At 74.4% G+C, this 16,322-nt stretch carries 16 protein-coding genes and 1 tRNA gene; 6 read left to right on the top strand and 11 right to left on the bottom strand.

Annotated elements, in window-relative coordinates:
• The first annotated feature begins 16 nt into the window (after positions 1-16).
• Positions 17-226, top strand: a complete 210-nt coding sequence (locus tag O7618_RS09490; RefSeq protein WP_278105643.1) for a phosphatidylethanolamine-binding protein — start codon at positions 17-19, stop codon at positions 224-226.
• Positions 223-687: a hypothetical protein gene (locus O7618_RS09485; RefSeq protein ID WP_278105642.1), complete on the top strand. Its 465-nt coding sequence runs from the start codon at positions 223-225 to the stop codon at positions 685-687. The genes O7618_RS09490 and O7618_RS09485 overlap by 4 nt, the downstream gene beginning before the upstream one ends.
• 5 nt (positions 688-692) lie before the next feature.
• On the opposite strand, the gene O7618_RS09480 is transcribed toward O7618_RS09485, so the two are convergent.
• Positions 693-899, bottom strand: coding sequence for a hypothetical protein (locus O7618_RS09480; RefSeq protein WP_278105641.1), 207 nt, complete (start codon positions 897-899; stop codon positions 693-695).
• A 127-nt stretch (positions 900-1,026) separates the two neighbouring features.
• Here O7618_RS09480 and O7618_RS09475 point away from each other — a divergent pair, with 127 nt between their 5' ends.
• The gene (locus tag O7618_RS09475) at positions 1,027-1,683 is read left to right on the top strand and encodes a hypothetical protein (protein ID WP_278105640.1); all 657 of its coding nucleotides are present in this window, start codon (positions 1,027-1,029) and stop codon (positions 1,681-1,683) included.
• 10 nt (positions 1,684-1,693) lie between these two features.
• On the opposite strand, the gene O7618_RS09470 is transcribed toward O7618_RS09475, so the two are convergent.
• The 9 genes from O7618_RS09470 to fdh all read right to left on the bottom strand — a co-directional run bounded on the left by O7618_RS09470 (position 1,694) and on the right by fdh (position 11,826).
• Positions 1,694-1,879 carry a hypothetical protein gene (locus O7618_RS09470; protein WP_091056811.1) on the bottom strand — a complete coding sequence of 62 codons (186 nt, stop codon included), beginning with the start codon at positions 1,877-1,879 and terminating at the stop codon, positions 1,694-1,696.
• A gap of 66 nt (positions 1,880-1,945) precedes the next feature.
• A complete protein-coding gene (locus tag O7618_RS09465) occupies positions 1,946-2,143 on the bottom strand; it encodes a hypothetical protein (protein WP_107157830.1) in 198 nt (65 codons plus the stop codon).
• A gap of 45 nt (positions 2,144-2,188) precedes the next feature.
• Positions 2,189-2,812 carry a hypothetical protein gene (locus tag O7618_RS09460; RefSeq protein ID WP_278105639.1) on the bottom strand — a complete coding sequence of 208 codons (624 nt, stop codon included), beginning with the start codon at positions 2,810-2,812 and terminating at the stop codon, positions 2,189-2,191.
• Between the two features lie 202 nt (positions 2,813-3,014).
• Positions 3,015-4,778 (bottom strand): selenocysteine-specific translation elongation factor, encoded by a 1,764-nt coding sequence (gene selB, locus O7618_RS09455; RefSeq protein WP_278105638.1) that lies wholly within the window; start codon positions 4,776-4,778, stop codon positions 3,015-3,017.
• Between the two features lie 5 nt (positions 4,779-4,783).
• Positions 4,784-6,076 (bottom strand): L-seryl-tRNA(Sec) selenium transferase, encoded by a 1,293-nt coding sequence (selA, locus tag O7618_RS09450; RefSeq protein WP_278105637.1) that lies wholly within the window; start codon positions 6,074-6,076, stop codon positions 4,784-4,786.
• A gap of 20 nt (positions 6,077-6,096) precedes the next feature.
• Positions 6,097-6,192 (bottom strand) — tRNA-Sec (locus O7618_RS09445).
• Between the two features lie 45 nt (positions 6,193-6,237).
• A complete protein-coding gene (nrfD, locus tag O7618_RS09440) occupies positions 6,238-7,464 on the bottom strand; it encodes an NrfD/PsrC family molybdoenzyme membrane anchor subunit (protein WP_278105636.1) in 1,227 nt (408 codons plus the stop codon).
• Positions 7,461-8,507, bottom strand: coding sequence for a 4Fe-4S dicluster domain-containing protein (locus O7618_RS09435; protein ID WP_278105635.1), 1,047 nt, complete (start codon positions 8,505-8,507; stop codon positions 7,461-7,463). The genes nrfD and O7618_RS09435 overlap by 4 nt, the downstream gene beginning before the upstream one ends.
• A complete protein-coding gene (gene fdh / locus O7618_RS09430; RefSeq protein ID WP_278105634.1) occupies positions 8,500-11,826 on the bottom strand; it encodes a formate dehydrogenase in 3,327 nt (1,108 codons plus the stop codon). Before fdh ends, O7618_RS09435 begins: the two co-directional genes overlap by 8 nt.
• A gap of 332 nt (positions 11,827-12,158) precedes the next feature.
• Here fdh and O7618_RS09425 point away from each other — a divergent pair, with 332 nt between their 5' ends.
• Both O7618_RS09425 and O7618_RS09420 read left to right on the top strand, forming a co-directional pair.
• The gene (locus O7618_RS09425; protein ID WP_278105633.1) at positions 12,159-12,485 is read left to right on the top strand and encodes a hypothetical protein; all 327 of its coding nucleotides are present in this window, start codon (positions 12,159-12,161) and stop codon (positions 12,483-12,485) included.
• Positions 12,482-13,132 (top strand): nucleotidyl transferase AbiEii/AbiGii toxin family protein, encoded by a 651-nt coding sequence (locus O7618_RS09420; RefSeq protein WP_278105632.1) that lies wholly within the window; start codon positions 12,482-12,484, stop codon positions 13,130-13,132. The genes O7618_RS09425 and O7618_RS09420 overlap by 4 nt, the downstream gene beginning before the upstream one ends.
• A 28-nt stretch (positions 13,133-13,160) precedes the next feature.
• Here O7618_RS09420 and O7618_RS09415 read toward each other — a convergent pair whose 3' ends face one another.
• Complete coding sequence (locus tag O7618_RS09415; RefSeq protein WP_278105631.1) at positions 13,161-14,063, bottom strand: SDR family oxidoreductase; 903 nt, start codon at positions 14,061-14,063, stop codon at positions 13,161-13,163.
• Positions 14,064-14,213: 150 nt separating this feature from the next.
• Between O7618_RS09415 and O7618_RS09410 the strand changes: the two genes are divergently transcribed.
• Positions 14,214-16,004: a 5'-nucleotidase C-terminal domain-containing protein gene (locus O7618_RS09410; RefSeq protein ID WP_278105630.1), complete on the top strand. Its 1,791-nt coding sequence runs from the start codon at positions 14,214-14,216 to the stop codon at positions 16,002-16,004.
• Positions 16,005-16,322 lie beyond the last annotated feature (318 nt).

Below are 16,322 nucleotides of genomic sequence, written 5' to 3'. Positions count from 1 at the left end.
ACCGGAGGAGGCAGCGATGCCAGGACCACGGCCGGGCAGCAACGCGTACGACAAGCAGCGGGCTCGCCTGCGCGACCGGGTCGAGCAGTCCGGGCGGGCCGCCGACCAGGAGGCGAACCGGGTGGCCAACCGGATCCTGCAGGACGATCGGGGTCAACGGGGCGTCGTGCGGGGCGACCGGACCTACGGCCCCAAGGGCGAGCGCGAACCGGGCGACCCGAAGTGAGGGCGGCACCCCTGGTCGACGGCGCCATCGCGGGCGCCGTCGGCAGTGCCGTGCTCAACGTGGTCAGCTATCTCGACATGACGGTGCGGGCCCGCCCGGCCAGCACCACCCCGGAGACGACCGCCGGGCGGCTCGCCGACGTGGCGCACGTCGACCTGGGGCCGGTGGACGAGGCCGCGAACCGCCGGGCCGGCCTGGGGCCGGTGCTCGGCTACGTCACCGGCATCGCGGCCGGCGCCGCGTTCGGCCTGCTCGCCGCCCACCGGCGGGTGCCGCTGCCGGTGGCGACGACGCTGCTCGGTGGCGGGGTGATGGCCGTCTCGGACAGTTTGATGACGCTGCTCGGCGTGACCGACCCGCGCACCTGGCGCCGCATCGACTGGCTCTCCGACCTGGTGCCGCACCTGGCGTACGGGCTGACGGCCGCAGCCACCTGGCGGAGGCTGCGGCCGTCGTCGTGACCCGGTCAGCGGTCGCTGTCGTCGTCGGCCACCGGCTCACCGGCCGGGCCGTACGGCGACGTCTGTCCCTTCGGCACCCGCCGCCCGGCATCGGCGTTCGACGTGCCACCGCCGCGTGCGCGGTCACCGCCGCCGACGGCGGACTTCCGGCTGTCCTGGCTGGTCGCGCCGAGGTCGTTGCGGCGAAGTTCCTCCTGCTGCGGCTTGACCACAGGTCTCTCCTTCCCGGTGGCGCGCACGGCCGTCGACCGCGCACCTGGTCGGGGTACCCGCCGCCGCCCGGCGCATTCCGCCGCGGCGCCGGGGTCTGTCCCGGCTCCCGGTGGGTATCCGGGACGAATGCCTGACGATCGGAGCGTGGCGCGGGTCCTGCTGGACCGGCAGTCCCGCACGTACGCGGAGGAGGCCGGGATCACGCTTGCGGACCGGCCCGGACCGCTCTACCAACTGCTGGTGCTCACCACGCTGCTGAGCACCCGGATCCGGGCGAGCGTGGCGGTTGCCGCGGCGCGGGAGCTGTTCACCGCCGGCTGGCGCACCCCGCAGGCGATGGAGGCGGCGAGCTGGCAGGAGCGGGTGGACGCGTTGGGCCGAGGCCACTACCGGCGTTACGACGAGCGGACCGCCACCATGCTCGGCACCGGCGCCCGGCTCTGCCTGGACCGGTGGCACGGCGACCTGCGCCGGCTGCACCGGGAGGCCGGCGCGGACCGGGCGGTGCTGCGCCGGTTCCTCACCGAGTTCCCCGGCATCGGCCCGACCGGCGCGGACATCTTCCTACGCGAGGCGCAGGCGGTCTGGCCCGACGTCCGCCCGTTCGCCGACCGGCGGACCCTGGCCGGGGCCCGGCGCCTGGGCCTGCCGGCGAACCCGGGTGGCCTGGTCGGGCTGGTCGGTGAGGCGGACTTCGGCCGGCTGGCGTCGGCGCTGGTGCGGGTGGCGCTCGGCGAGGAGTCGGCCGGCGAGGTGAGTCGCACCGCCGCGGCGGCCGGTTGAGCCGGTTCCGCTACTTGGCCGGGCCGGGCCGGGTCAGGTGCCAGGCCAGCAGCGAGGCGAGCAGGGCGAGCAGCACCACGCCGCCGGAGATGCCGCCGCCCTCGCCGCCACTGGCACGGTGCCCGGTGGCCCCGAAGTAGATCACCGCCAACCCGGCGAGCACGGTGACGAACGTCCGCAGTCCTCGGTCCTTCACGCCCCGCACGGTACGGCCGGCGGCTGACCCGGGCCGGCGGTTCGCCCCGGATGTCGCCCGTTCGGGTCAGTCGGTCTCCAGGTCGTCGAGGGAAACCGCGTGCGTCATCAGCCAGCGGGCCAGCGCCGCCATCCCGAACAGCCACAGTGGCGCCGACTCGGTGGTGCCGTTGGTGGCGAAGATGGCGAACCGCAGGTCCGGGGCCCGGTACGCCTCGATACGCCACCTGTGGTTCTTGTCCCGCCAGACCGCGGAGGGGTCCATGGCGTCACGGTAGGTGACCGGACCCGCGCCGCGTCGCCGGTTGGCTCACCGGGTCGGCGCCACGTTGTCGCCGAGCCCCGCCACCACGAGCGACAACCCGATCCCGCCGACGATCCACCAGCCCAACCCGCTCCAGCCCGAGCGGCGCGAACCGTCCGTGGGCACGTCCGCGCGCCAGCACTCCCGGTAGGCCCAGGCGAGCACGCCGACGCCGAGCGGCAGCAGCCCCATCCAGAACCAGTACCAGCGCGTGCCGCGCACCGGCGGCGGCCCGGCGAGCAGGGTGAGCAGCCAGGCCGCGCCGATGGCCAGGGCGATCGTGGCGGCGGCGGTCGCGAGGGAGTCGGCCCGGGTGTCACCGTAGTGGGTGGTGGCGGCGCGGTCGGCCAGCGGGTCGGCCCACGGGTCCCGGAACGGCCCACCGTCCGGGTCCGGCGTCCCGCCGGTCGCCGCCGGGGACGGGGTGCCGGCGTCCGTGTCCTCCTGCGGGTCGACGACGTCCTCGGCGTCGACCCCGTCCGACACCGGCGGGGACACGTACGCGTAGTGGAACCGGCCGTCGGGGCGCGCCCAGACCACCGTGGAACCGCCCGGCGCGAACCGGGGTTCGGGCCGGGCGCCCCACGGGCCCCTGTCGTCCCACCCGTCGGCGCGGGTGATCGTCAGCACCCGACCGGCGGCCAGGTCTCGCTGGAGGCCGGCCTCGTCGTCGGCGCGCGGCGCGGTCCACCAGGCGAGCGCCGCCCAGACCAGCCAGCCGGCCAGCAGCGCCGCCGGCAGCGCCCGCCGGCAGCGCCCGCCGGCGCAGCCACGCCCGGTCCACCCGACGGATATCGATCATGTCGACACTCTGCCACCCACCGACAACCGGTCAGCCGGGCGGGCGGACCACCTCGCGGGCGTCGTCGGGCAGCCGCCGGGTGACGCCGCGCCGGTCCAGCAGCTCCAGCAGCGGCACCGCCACCCGGCGGGTGGTGCCCAGCGCCTGCCGGGCGGCGCTGAGCGTGAACGGCTGCGGCAGGCCGGCGAGGACCCGCACCGCGTCGTCCGGCGCGCCCGGCAGCAACACCACGTTCTCCGCCAGCTTCAGCAGCGCACCGGCCCGCACCGCCGCGCCGATCTCCTTGGGCCCCAGGCCGAGACCGGCGAGGTGGTGCGTCTCGGGGGCCTGGAACGGCCGGTCGCCGTACTCGGCGCGGACCCGCGCCACCGCCCGGGCCACCGGTTCGGGCAGCGCACCGGCGGACCCGGCGGTGACCAGGCCGTCGCGCAGCCGCAGCGGCGGGCGCAGCAGTGCGGTCACCAGCGCCCGGTCGGGCAGGCCGAGGCGGTGGCGCAGCACGTCGACCGGCACCCCGGCGGCGAGCGGGTGCTCGCCGGCGTAGCGGGCGACCTCCTCGGTGAGCCGGCGGCCCAGGTCCCGCCAGTGCTCCGGGTCGGCCAGCCAGTCCCCCGCCACCGGGGTCGCGGCCGGCGGCACGCCCATCCGGGCGAGGAGACCGGCCCGCACCAGTCGCCGGCGGCGCAGCTCACCCGCCAGGTCGGGTCGCCCGTCCAGCCCGGCCAGCACGCCGGCCCGGGCGGCGGCCGCGCCCCGGCGGCGCAGCGGCGGCGGGTCCACGTCCAGCACGGTCACCCCGCCGGCCACGTGGCGCCGGCCGGGGTCGCGCAGCAGCGCCCGGTCGCCGATCACCAGCGGCAGCGGCCGGGCCAGTCGCAGCCGGACCGTGTCCGGGCCGAGTGGCCGGACCCGGGCCGGCACCGCCGCGGAGCCGACGTGCAGCATGAGCGTCGCCGGCAGGTCGGCGGCCGGGTCGCCGGTCAGGCGCACGTCGAGCAGGTCGGTGCGGCCGAACCGGCCGGGGCGCAGCAGCGCGTCACCGCGGCCGATCCGGTCCCGGGGCAGGCCGCGCAGGTTCACCGCCACCCGGGCCACCGCGTCGACCTCGGCGCGGGCGACGCCCAGCGAGTGCAGCCCGCGCACCCGCACCGGCTCGCCGGTGGCGGCCAACTCGAGTTCGTCGCCGACCCGAAGCCGGCCGCCGCCGAGGGTGCCGGTGACCACCGTCCCGCTGCCGCGCACGGTGAAGCCCCGGTCCACCCAGAGCCGGACCGGGGCGTCCCGGGCCGGGTCGGGCAGCCGGGCGACCAGGCGGTCCAGGGCGGCCCGCAGCTCGGGCAGGCCGGCGCCGGTGACCGCGGAGACCGCCACCGCCTCCACCGCGCCGAGCGACGTCGCGGCGATCTCCGCGCGGGCCCGGGCCGTGGCCGACGCCGGGTCGGCCAGGTCCGCGCGGGTCACCGCCAGCAGCCCGTACGACACCCCCAGCGCGTCCAGCGCGGCCAGGTGCTCGGCGGACTGCGGCATCCAGCCCTCGTCGGCGCCGACGACGACGAGCGCGGCCGGGACCGGGCCGACCCCGGCCAGCATGTTCGGCACGAACCGCTCGTGGCCGGGCACGTCGACGAACGCCAGGGTGCCGCCGGAGGGCAGCGTGGTCCAGGCGAAGCCCAGGTCGATGGTCATGCCTCGGCGGCGCTCCTCGGCCCACCGGTCCGGTTCCATCCCGGTCAGCGCCCGGACCAGCGTGGACTTTCCGTGGTCGACGTGCCCGGCGGTGGCGACGACCCACATGGCGCTCAGCTCGCCACGCGCAGGATCGCGGCGCGCACGTGCCCGTCGGCGCTCTCCGGCACCGCGCGCAGGTCGAGCAGGAGCCGGCCGTGCAGCACCCGGCCGAGGATCGCCGGCTCGCCGGTGCGCAGCGGCACGGCGTACCGCTCGGGCAGGCTCAGCGCCCAGGAGTCCAGCTCCACCCCGGGCGCGCCACCGCCGCCGACGACCGCCGCCGCCGGCACCACCTCGGCCTTGCAGCCGTCGTCGCCGAGCAGGTCGCGCAGCCGTTCGGTGCGCTCGCGCAGCCGCCCGGCATCGGCGCGCAGCGCGTCCCCGGTGGGCGTGGCCGGCACGTGCAGCGTGGCGGCGAGCGCGGCGAGGGTGAGTTTGTCGACCCGAAGCGCCCGGGCCAGGGGGTGCCGGCGCAGCCGCTCGACCAGGGCGGCGTCGCCGAGCAGCAGGCCGGCCTGCGGCCCGCCGAGCAGCTTGTCGCCGCTGGCGGTGACCAGGTGCGCGCCGGCCCGCAGCGTGCTCGCCGCGTCCGGCTCGTCGGGCAGCAGCGGATCCGGCGCGAGCAGCCCGGAGCCGATGTCGACGACCACCGGCACGCCGAGCGTGGCCAGCGCGCCGACCGGCACGGCCGAGGTGAAGCCGGTGACCACGAAGTTCGACGGGTGCACCTTGAGCACGAAGCCGGTGTCCGGGCCGATCGCGGCGGCGTAGTCGGCGCGCGTGGTGCGGTTGGTGGTGCCCACCTCGCGCAGCCGGGCGCCGGTGCTGGCCAGCAGGTCGGGCAGGCGGAAACCGTCGCCGATCTCGACCAGCTCGCCGCGACTGACCACGATCTCCCGGCCGGCGGCGAGCGCGGTGGCGGCCAGCACCAGCGCGGCGGCGCCGTTGTTGACCACGTGCACGGCGGCCGCGTCGGGCACCGCGGCGGCGAGCGCGTCCAGCGCCTCCCGGCCACGCCGGGCCCGCCGGCCGGTGGCCAGGTCGAGTTCCACGTCGGTGTGCCCGGCGGCGGCGACCAGCGCGTCCACGGCGGCCGGGGCGAGCGGGGCCCGGCCGAGGTTGGTGTGCAGCACCACGCCGGTGGCGTTCAGCACCGGCCGGGGCGTGCGCCCGGGCAGTGCGGCCAGCGCGGCGTCGCGTACCCGATCGGGGGTGATCTCACCGCGGCGGGCGCGGTGCTGCGCGGCGACGATCTCGGCCTTGACCCGGTCCCGGCCGAGCGTGCCGGCGGCGGCCGCCAGCGCCGGGTCGGCGAGCAGCGCGTCGGTGCGCGGCATCCGCCGCCGCGGGTCCACCTCACCCATCGACGCTCCCCCGAACGGTTTGGCGGAGACGGACGGGAATCGAACCCGCCTGGCCCGGATCCCGGACCACACCGATTTTGAAGACCGGGAGGGGCACCAGCCGCCTGAACGCCTCCACGCAGCAGTCAACCACAGCGGCCCACCGGCCGCCCGGCGAGGTGTCAGGCTCGCCGGGCGGCGCGTTCGCGCTGCGGAACCACCGTGTACTTCGGATCGCGCGCCGACGCCACCCCGCCGTGGAAGATCCCGAACCGGGTGCAGACGGACGCGGCGAGCAACGCGCCGCCGGAGGCCGCGGAGAGCAGCCGGCTGCGGCGGCCGAGCCACGCACCGGCCACCCCGGCGGCGGTGAGCGCCCGGCCGGCGCGCAGCAGTCGCCCCGGGGTGCCCTCCGCATAGGGCTCGCTGAGCAGGCCGAGCCGGTTCTCCACCCGGTGCGCGCCCCACAGCTCCAGCGCCGCGCCGGCGACCGCGAGGCGCCGCGCCGGCCCGGACTGCCCCGGCGGCGCGGCCAGCAGCCCGACGCCGGCGCCGCTGGCCAGCGCGCTGCCGGCGAAGATGACCGGCAGCTCCGGGTACGCCTCGTGCCACGACGGGACCGCCGTGTCGGCCAGCAGCACCCCGGTGTACGTGGCCAGCGCCGGCGCGGTGACGGCCGCGGCCAGCCCGGCCACGTGCCCGGTCGGGGGCAGCAGCCGCCGGCCCAGCCCGAGCACGCCGCGCCGGGGCAGCCGGGGTGCGATCTCCGCGACCGCGGCCAGCCCGGCGGCCGGGCCGAACGCGCTGAGGATCCAGGTGCCCACGGACATCGGCGAGGTCACCTTCGCCACCCGCAGCATGTGGTGGAAGCGGCTCGGCCGGCCCAGGTCGTTGATCAGGAAGTAGGCGCTCGCGCTGACCGCCGCCAGCGAGGCGACCCGGCCGCCGCGGCGCAACGCCGGCCGACCGGTGAGCTGCCCGCCGGCGGCCAGCAGCGAGGAGCCGGCGGCGAGCCCGCCGGTGAACAGGTAGGCGGCGATGTCCCACCGCCACACCGGAGGCTTGAGCACCGGGCGGCCGTAGTAGGAGGTGAACCGCGCCGGCGGCACGGTGAGCTGCTCGCCGCCCCGGCCGCCGCGTCGGCGGCCGGTGGTCGGCGCGACGTCACGGGGCGGGTGCGGGGTCAGCCCGGCGTCGCGGGCGCCGGCGTCGGTGCGGCCGACGCCCGGACCGGTGCCGGTGGCCCGGCTGCCGCTGTCCGCGCGGCCCACCCCACGGGCGGTGGGCGAACCGGTCGACGGCGCGGTGTCGGGCTCCCCGGCGGGCACACCCTCTCGGGTGTGGTCCGCGGCGGCCAGCCGCTCCCGGAAGCGACGGAACAGGGCACCCACCGGACGGTCCGGGTTCACGACGGTCCTCCGACGAACGCGGCGACGGTGGCCGCCGCCATGGCCAGCGCGGCCAGACCGGCCCGCTTCCACATCTTCGGCAGATCCCGGGTGGTGACCACCGGGTCCGGCGGCAGCCCGTACACCTCGGGCTCGTCGAGCAGCAGGAAGAACGCGCCGTCCCCGCCCACGCCGTCGGTCGGGTCGTGGCCGTAGAGCCGGGCCTCCGGCACGCCGCGTTCGTGCAGCGTGGTGACCCGCTCGGCGGCCCGCTCCCGCAGCTCGTCGAGCGGGCCGTACTGGATCGACTCGGTGGGGCAGGCCTGCGCGCAGGCCGGGGTCATACCGGCGCCGAGCCGGTCGTAGCAGAGCGTGCACTTCCACGCCCGCCCGTCGTCCTTGCGCTGGTCGATCACGCCGTACGGGCAGGCGGGGATGCAGTAGCCGCAGCCGTTGCAGATGTCCTCCTGCACCACGACGGTGCCGAACTCGGTGCGGAACAGCGAACCGGTCGGGCAGACGTCCAGGCAGGCCGCGTGGGTGCAGTGCTTGCAGACGTCGGACATCATCAGCCAGCGGAAGTCGGTGCGGCTCTCCGCGCCGGTGCCCCGCCCGGGCGGCTGCGCGCCGGGCATGCCGAGGAACTCCGGCCCGGCCGCCATCCGCGCCGAGGGCTCGCCGCGCCCCGGCGGCAGCCCCGGGTTCGTGCCGGTGTCGGTGGCCGGGCCGGCGCCGACCGACGCCGACGTCGGGGTGCTGGTCGCCGGCCCGGTCGGGTCACCGGCGAACGCCGGCGTGCGGTGCCCCGCCGGCCGGGGCTGCTCGATGAACGCCACGTGCCGCCAGGAGTTCGCGGTCAACGCCCCGGTGTTGTCGTAGGACATGCCGAGCAGGTCGAAGCCCGAGTCCGGGACGCCGTTCCACTCCTTGCAGGCCACCTCGCACGCCTTGCAGCCGATGCACACGCTGGTGTCGGTGAAGAAACCCATCCGGGGCGGCGCGGCCACCCAGCCGGCGTCGGGGGCCGGGTCGAGCGGTCCGTACAGGCTGTTGGCGTCAGGCATGGTCTTCTCCGTCGCGCGCCGCGGCCTCGGGCGTCTGCTCGTCGGTGCTGCCGGCCGCGTCCCCGCCGCCCAGCACGTCGGTGGTCACGATCGGCACCTTGCGATCCGGAGTCATCCCGGCGCGCCGCTGGTAGTCGCCGACCAGGTCGAGCAGCGCCGGCCCGGTCGGCCGGCGCCCGGACCGGATGTCACAGGTGCCGACCTTGCTCTCCTGGATGAGCACGTTCGGGTCCAGGGTGATGCCGAACAGGTCGTTCGCCGAGTCGCCGGTGACCAGGCCCTCGCTGCCGAAGTGGTAGGGCAGCCAGACCTGGTGGATGATCCGGCCGTCCACCCGCAGCGGGGTGAGCCGGTCGGTGACCAGCACCCGCGCCTCGATCACCGCCCGCCCGCTGATCAGGTGCGCCCAGCCGAGATGCGCCAGCCCGACCTCGGCGGCCAACTCCGGGGACACCTCGACGAACATCTCCGGTTGGAGTTCGGCCAGGCGCGACACGGTGCGGCTCATCCCGCCGGCCGTGTGGTGCTCGGTGAGCCGGCTGACCGTGAACACGTAGGGGAAGACCTCGCCGTGCGACTCCGGCGGGCTCGGGTTGATCCGGTTCACCGGATGCTCGTAGATCTTGCGGGTCGGGTTGGCCTGCTGCCCGTAGAGCGGGTTGCGCATCGGCGACTCGGCCGGTTCGTAGTGCGTCGGCATCGGGCCGTCGAGCACCCCGCTGGGCGCGTACAGCCAGGCCTTGCCGTCGCCCTGCATGACGAACGGGTCGTCACCGGCGAGCGCCTCGGGGCCGGAGGCGTTCTCGGGCGGCCGGTACGTCGGCGGCTTCGTCTTCTCGAAGTCCGGCACGTCGTAGCCGGTCCACTCGCCGGCGTCCGGATCCCACCAGACGTACTTCTTGCGCTCGCTCCACGGCCGGCCCTCCGGGTCGGCGGAGGCCCGGTTGTAGAGCGTGCGGCGGTTCGCCGGCCACGCCCAGCCCCACTCGGCGGCCACCCAGTTCTGCTCGTGCCGCGACCTGCGGCGGGCCGCCTGGTTGACCCCGTCGGCGTAGACGCCGGTGTAGATCCAGCAGCCGATCGCGGTGGAGCCGTCGTCGTTCGCCTCGGCGAACGCGTTCAGCGGTCGGCCGGTCGCCACGTCGAAGCCGTTGATCTCCTTGAGCACCGCCTCGGCGCTCGGCTCGGCGTGCGCGCCGTGCGTCGGGTAGTCCCAGGTCAGATCCAGCAGCGCCCGGTCCCGGGGCTTGGTGGAGGCGGCCAGCTTCTCCCGCAGCACCCGGCCCAGGTGGTAGAAGAACCACAGCTCGGAGCGGGCGTCGCCGGGCGGGTTCACGGCCTTCTCCCGCCACTGCAACATCCGCTGGGTCTGGGTGAAGGTGCCCTCCTTCTCCACGTGCGAGGCAGCCGGCAGGAAGAACACCTCGGTGCGGCACTCCTCCGGCACGATCTCGCCGGTGGCGATCTCCGGGCTGTTCTTCCAGAACGTGGCGCTCTCGATCAGGAACAGGTCGCGGACGACCAGCCAGTCGAGGTTGGCCATGCCCAGGCGTTGGGCCCGGCCGTGCGCCGAGCCGACCGCCGGGTTCTGCCCGAGCAGGAAGTAGCCCTTCACGTGGCCGTCGATCATGTTGAGGACCTGCTGGTACGTCCCGTGGTCGCCGGTCATCCGGGGCAGCCAGCCGTAACCGAAGTCGTTCTCCGGCGTCGCCGCGTCACCCCAGTAGGCCTTGAGCAGGCTCGTCGCGAACGCCCGCGAGTTGCCCCAGAAGCCCTTCTGGCCGGGGTGCCGGATGCTGTCGACCCACTTGTCGAACGTCGGGTGGTCGGCGTGGTGCGGCATCGGCAGGTAGCCGGGCAGCAGGTTGAACAACGTCGGGATGTCGGTGGACCCCTGGATGCTGGCGTGCCCGCGCAGCGCCAGGATGCCGCCGCCCGGGCGGCCCATGTTGCCGAGCAGCGTCTGGATGATCGAGCCGGTGCGGATGTACTGCACGCCGACGCTGTGCTGCGTCCAACCGACCGAGTAGACGAGCGCGCCGGTGCGCTCCCGGCCGGAGTTCTCGGTCCAGGCGCGGGCCAGCTCCAGGAACTTCTCCTCCGGAATGCCGCAGACCCGGGCCACCATCTCCGGCGTGTAGCGGGAGAAGTGCCGCTTGAGGATCTGGTAGACGCAGCGCGGGTGCTGCAACGTCTCGTCCCGCCGGCTCTGCGCCGGCACCGGCTCGCCGTGCGACTCGTGCTCCAGCCCGGACGCCGAGTCGCGCTCCTTGCCGGTGCCCCGGACCGTCGTGTTGCCCTCCTGCCCCTCGTACTGCCAGCTGGCGTGGTCGTAGGAGCCGGTCTCCGGGTGGTAGCCGGAGAACAGGCCGTCCAGGTCCTCGGTGTCGGCGAACTTCTCGCTGACGATGGTGGCCGCGTTGGTGTATGCCAGCACGTACTCCCGGAAGTCCAGCTCGTTGTCCAGGATGTAGCGCACCACGCCGCCGAGCAGCGCGATGTCCGTGCCCGCCCGGATCGGCAGGTAGGTGTCGGCGAGCGCGCTGGTGCGGGTGAACCGTGGGTCCACGTGGAAGACCTTCGCGCCGCGCCTCTTCGCCTCCATCACCCACTGGAAGCCCACCGGGTGGGCCTCGGCCATGTTGGAGCCCTGGATGACGATGACGTCAGCGTTGGCGAGGTCCTGCTGGAAGTCCGTCGCGCCGCCGCGACCGAAGCTGGTCCCCAGACCGGGGACGGTGGCGGAGTGTCAAATCCGGGCCTGGTTCTCGATCTGGAGTGCCCCCATCGCCGTGAACAGCTTCTTGATGAGGTAGTTCTCCTCGTTGTCCAGCGTCGCGCCACCGAGGCTGGAGATGCCGAGGGTCCGGTTCAGCGGGCGACCCTCGTCGTCGACGTCCTCCCAGGTCTCGTCGCGGGCGGCGAGGACCCGGTCGGCGATCATGTCGAGCGCGACGTCGAGGTCCAGGTCCTCCCACTCGGTCGCGTACGGCCGGCGGTAGCGGACCTTCGTCTGGCGCAGCGGGCTGGTCACCAGGCTCTTGCTGGCCGAGCCCTTCGGGCAGAGCCGGCCCCGGGAGATCGGGCTGTCCGGGTCGCCCTCGATCTGGGTGACCTTGCCGTCCTTGTGGAAGACGCGCTGCCCGCAGCCGACCGCGCAGTAGGGGCAGACCGAGCGGGCCACGCCGTCGGCGGTCTCGGTGCGGGCGGTCAGCTCGGCGGAGCGCGCCGACTGGGCGGCGGCGCCGCGGCCCAGCGGGTCGGTGCCGGTGAGTTGCCGGTAGACCGGCCAACCCTGGAGGAACGTCTTCAGACCCACCAGGGCACCCCCTCCACGCTGAGAACGGCTGACACTGAGCACACTAGGCCAGCCGTCCGGCGCCCGCGAGTCGAGCCGAGAACAGCGCCGCCCCGACCGGAACGGCCGGGGCGGCGCTGGGCGTCGGTGTGCTGGTCGCCTCTCGGCGAGTGGCGCGACGCGGCTCCAGCCGAACGGTATTCCGCGAAGGCAATTTAGGTGAGGCCCGGGGACACAGGACACACCGACGCTCTGCACAACGGTACCCGGGGGGTCGGTTCTTCCGCCGGGCGTCGTGACCCCGGTCACCGACCTCGACGCCCGCAACGCCGGGCAGGGGTTACCCTGATGCCATGTCGGCCACCGTCAGCGCGTACCTCGCCCGGCCCGGGCGTCCCGCGGTGGTGGCGCGCACCCTGGACGAGCTGGCCGGCCCCACCGCCGGCATCGTCGAGCTGCCGGTGCGGCTGATGTGGAGCAGTGAGCGCGCCTTCGACCTGGCCGACCCGGACGAACTGCTCTGGATGTACGAGAACGTGCTGCGCGAGACCAGCCGGGTGGAGGACCTGCGGGAGCTGATCCACGCCGGCACGTTGCGCCGGGTGTGGCCGCTGCTCAACCTCCCCCGGGGCGTGCGCCTGGCCTGGGAGGGCCGGCACCGGAGCCTGCGCGCCGCGTGACGCACCCGCACGACTTCTACCGCGAGGTGGCCCGGGTGGCGCTCGCCGCCGCCGGCCCGCACCGTTTCGTGCTCGGCGGCGGCGTGGCCTGGGCGGCGCACGGCCTGGTCACCCGCCCCACCGAGGACGTCGACCTGTTCGCCGACGTCGAGGGCGCCGCCGCCGCGGCGGCCGCCGACGTGTGCGACGCGTTGCGCCGGACCGGCTACCGGGTGGCGGAGGTCGACCCGGGTGGGCTCGGCGAGGTGTTCGACGGCTTCGACCGCGACCTGCGCGACTTCGTGGTGAGCCGGAACGGGCGCGAGATCCGGCTCAGCCTGGCCCGCCTGGACCGGCACCGCAGCCCGGTGGTGATGGACCTCGGCCCGGTGATGGACGTGCGGGACCTGCTCGCCAACAAGACCGCCGCGCTGGTCAACCGGCGGGAGGTACGCGACTACATCGACGTCGCCGCCGCCCTGGACCGGTACGCGGTGGCCGAACTGCTGGAGCTGGCCCGCCAGGTGGACCCCGCGCTCGACGACGCCGACGTGCGCGCGGCCGGCCGCTACCTCGACGGTCTGGCGGACCGCCGGTTCACCCGCTACGGCCTGGACGCGACGCGGATCGCCGAGGTGCGCCGCCGGATGGCCGTCTGGCCCCGCTGAGCCGGCCCGGCCCATCCGGCGGGCCCGGTCACTTCGTCGGCTTGCCGCCGGTGACGCCGAGGATCTCGCCGGTGACGTAGCTCGACTCCTGGGACGCGAAGAAGACGTAGGCCGGGGCCAACTCGGCCGGCTGCCCGGGGCGGCCCATCGGCACGTCGGTGCCGAACTGCCGCACCGCCTCCGCCGGCATGGTGGCCGGGATCAGCGGCGTCCAGATCGGGCCGGGCGCGACCGCGTTCACCCGGATGCCCCGGTCGGCCAGGTTCAGTGCCAGCGCCTTGGTGAAGTTGGCGATGGCCGCCTTGGTGGTGGCGTAGTCGAGCAGTTGCGGCGACGGGTCGAACGCCTGGATCGACGAGGTGTTGATGATCGCCGAGCCCTCCGCCAGGTGCGGCACCGCGAACTTGCTCAGCCAGAACATGGCGTACACGTTGGTCTTGAAGACCCGGTCGAACTGCTCGGTGGTGATGTCGTCGATGCCGTTGTCCTGGGCCATCTGGTAAGCCGCGTTGTTGACCAGGATGTCGATCCCGCCGAGGTCGGCGACCGCGCGGTCGATCAGCTCGCGGCAGTTCGCCTCCTCGCGCAGGTCGGTGCGGACCGCGACGCCCCTGCGGCCGGCCCGCTCGATCAGGCCGACCGTCTCGCGCGCGTCGGCCTCCTCCTCCGCACCCAGGTAGGAGACGAGCACGTCGGCGCCCTCCCGGGCGAACGCGATCGCCACCGCCCGCCCGATGCCGGAGTCACCCCCGGTGATCACCGCCCGCTTGCCGCTGAGCCGGTCGGCGCCCCGGTACGACTCCTCGCCGTGGTCCGGCTTCGGGCCCATCTCCTGCGTCGATCCGGGGGTGGACTGCTGCTGCGCCGCCTGACCCTGCTGCTGGCCGTACTGCTCGGTGGGGTCCTGCCGGGTGTACTGGTCCTCCGTCATGACTGCGCCCCTACCCCGGCCGCTCGGCGGAAAACAGCAGCCGGTGACAACGGGGCGAACATCTCGGGGCGATGTGGCGCTCGTGACAGCTGGTGGTTATGGTGCGCAACGGCGCCCACGAGGCGCGTACCCCCTCCGAAAGGCACCGCATTGACCTCCTCCTCCGGCGCCTCGCGGCGTCAGGTGCTGGCCGTTGCCGCCGCCGCGGCGACGGCTCCCCTGCTCGCCGGCGCCCCCGCCGAGGCGAAGCCGAAGCAGCCGAAGACCTGGGACCTGACCGTCCTGGGCACCTCGGACACCCACGGCAACGTCTACAACTGGGACTACTACAAGGACGCCGAGTTCGACGACAGCAAGCACAACGACGTCGGCGTCGCGAAGCTGGCCACCCTGGTCAACCAGATCCGGGCCGAGCGCACGGGCAGGGCGACGCTGGTCCTGGACGCCGGCGACACCATCCAGGGCACGCCGCTGGCCACCTACTACGCCAAGCAGGAGCCGATCACCAGCACCGGTGAGACGCACCCGATGGCCAACGCGATGAACGTGCTCAAGTACGACGCCGTCACGCTCGGCAACCACGAGTTCAACTACGGCCTGCCGCTGCTCGCCACCTGGATCAAGCAGCTCGGCTTCCCGGCGCTCGCCGCGAACGCGATCAACGAGAAGACCGGCAAGCCGGCCTTCCTCCCGTACGTGATCAAGGAGGTCCGGCTCGGCGGGCACGGCGCGCCGAAGCTGCGCGTGGGCATCCTCGGCCTGACCAACCCGGGCGTGGCCATCTGGGACAAGGCCAACGTCGAGGGCCGCCTGGTCTTCGCCGACATGGTCGCCACCGCCGCCAAGTGGGTGCCGGTGATGCGCCGGCGCGGCGCCGACGTGGTGATCATCTCCGCGCACGGCGGCGACAGCGGCACCTCCAGCTACGGCCCGGAGCTGCCGAACGAGAACCCGACCGCGCTGATCGCCGAGCAGGTGCCCGGCATCGACGCGATCCTCTTCGGGCACGCCCACAACGAGGTGCCGGAGAAGTTCGTCACCAACCTGAAGACCGGCAGGGCGGTGCTGACCTCCGAGCCGTCGAAGTGGGGCCAGCGGCTGACCCGGATGGACTTCACGCTGGCCCGGGAGAAGGGCTGCTGGAAGGTGGTCGACTCGTCGGCCACCACGCTGAACACCAACACCGTGGTCGAGGACCCGGCGGTGCTCGCGGCCGTACGCGGCCAGCACGCCAAGACCGTCGACTACGTCAACCGGGTGGTCGCGCAGTCGAGCGTGGAGCTGTCCGCCGCAGAGTCGCGCTACAAGGACACCCCGATCCTGGACTTCATCAACCACGTCCAGACCGAGGTGGTCACCGCGGCGCTGGCCGGCGGCGCGTACGCGGGCCTGCCGGTGCTGTCCATCGCCGCGCCGTTCAGTCGCACCGCGGTCTTCCCGCAGGGCGACGTGCGGATCCGCGACGTGGCCGGCCTCTACGTGTACGACAACACCCTGGAGGCGGTCGTGCTGGCCGGCGCCGAGGTGAAGGCGTACCTGGAGTACTCGGCGAAGTACTTCGTCACCGTGCCGGTGGGCGCTCCGGTCGACCCGGAGACGATCAGCGACCCGGCCGTGCCGGACTACAACTACGACGTGTTCTCCGGCGTCGACTACGACATCGACGTCTCCAAGCCGGTCGGGCAGCGGATCACCCGCCTGGTGCTGGCCGGCACCGACACCCCGGTGGCGGCGGACGCGCAGTTCGTGGTGGCGGTGAACAACTACCGGCGCAGCGGCGGCGGCAACTTCCCCGGCATCGTGAAGACCCAGGTCTACAACGCGCAGCAGGAGATCCGCCAGCTGCTCATCGACTGGGCGCAGGCCAAGGGCGTCATCGACCCGGCCGACTTCTTCGTGCCGAACTGGAAGCTGGTCCGCGAGGGCGTGCCGGTCTTCTGATCCACCGACGAGGGGCCCCGGCGTCGCGCCGGGGCCCCTCGCCATGCCGCCCCCGGCCGAAGTTGGCGGTGATCCCGGTCCGTTTTGTCACCGCCAACTTCATGATCGACGCGGCCGAGTGGAGATCTTGGAAGGAGAGGGCCCCTGGAGGGGCCGGGAGTTTCCAAGATCTGGAAGCTGTCCGCACGCTCACCTACGCGGCCGCTGCTGCCTGGACAGCCTCCTTGGGGATCCCCACCTCACAGTCGAAGACCTGCGCCCAGAAGTTGACGAGAGTCCGCATCGAGCCGGAGTGAATCACGGTCCTCGCGCCCGGCC

The sequence above is a fragment of the Micromonospora sp. WMMD980 genome (genome assembly GCF_029626035.1).
Lineage (GTDB): Bacteria > Actinomycetota > Actinomycetes > Mycobacteriales > Micromonosporaceae > Micromonospora.
Note: the sequence above shows the minus strand (reverse complement) of the source record. Positions and strands in the feature narration are given on the sequence as shown.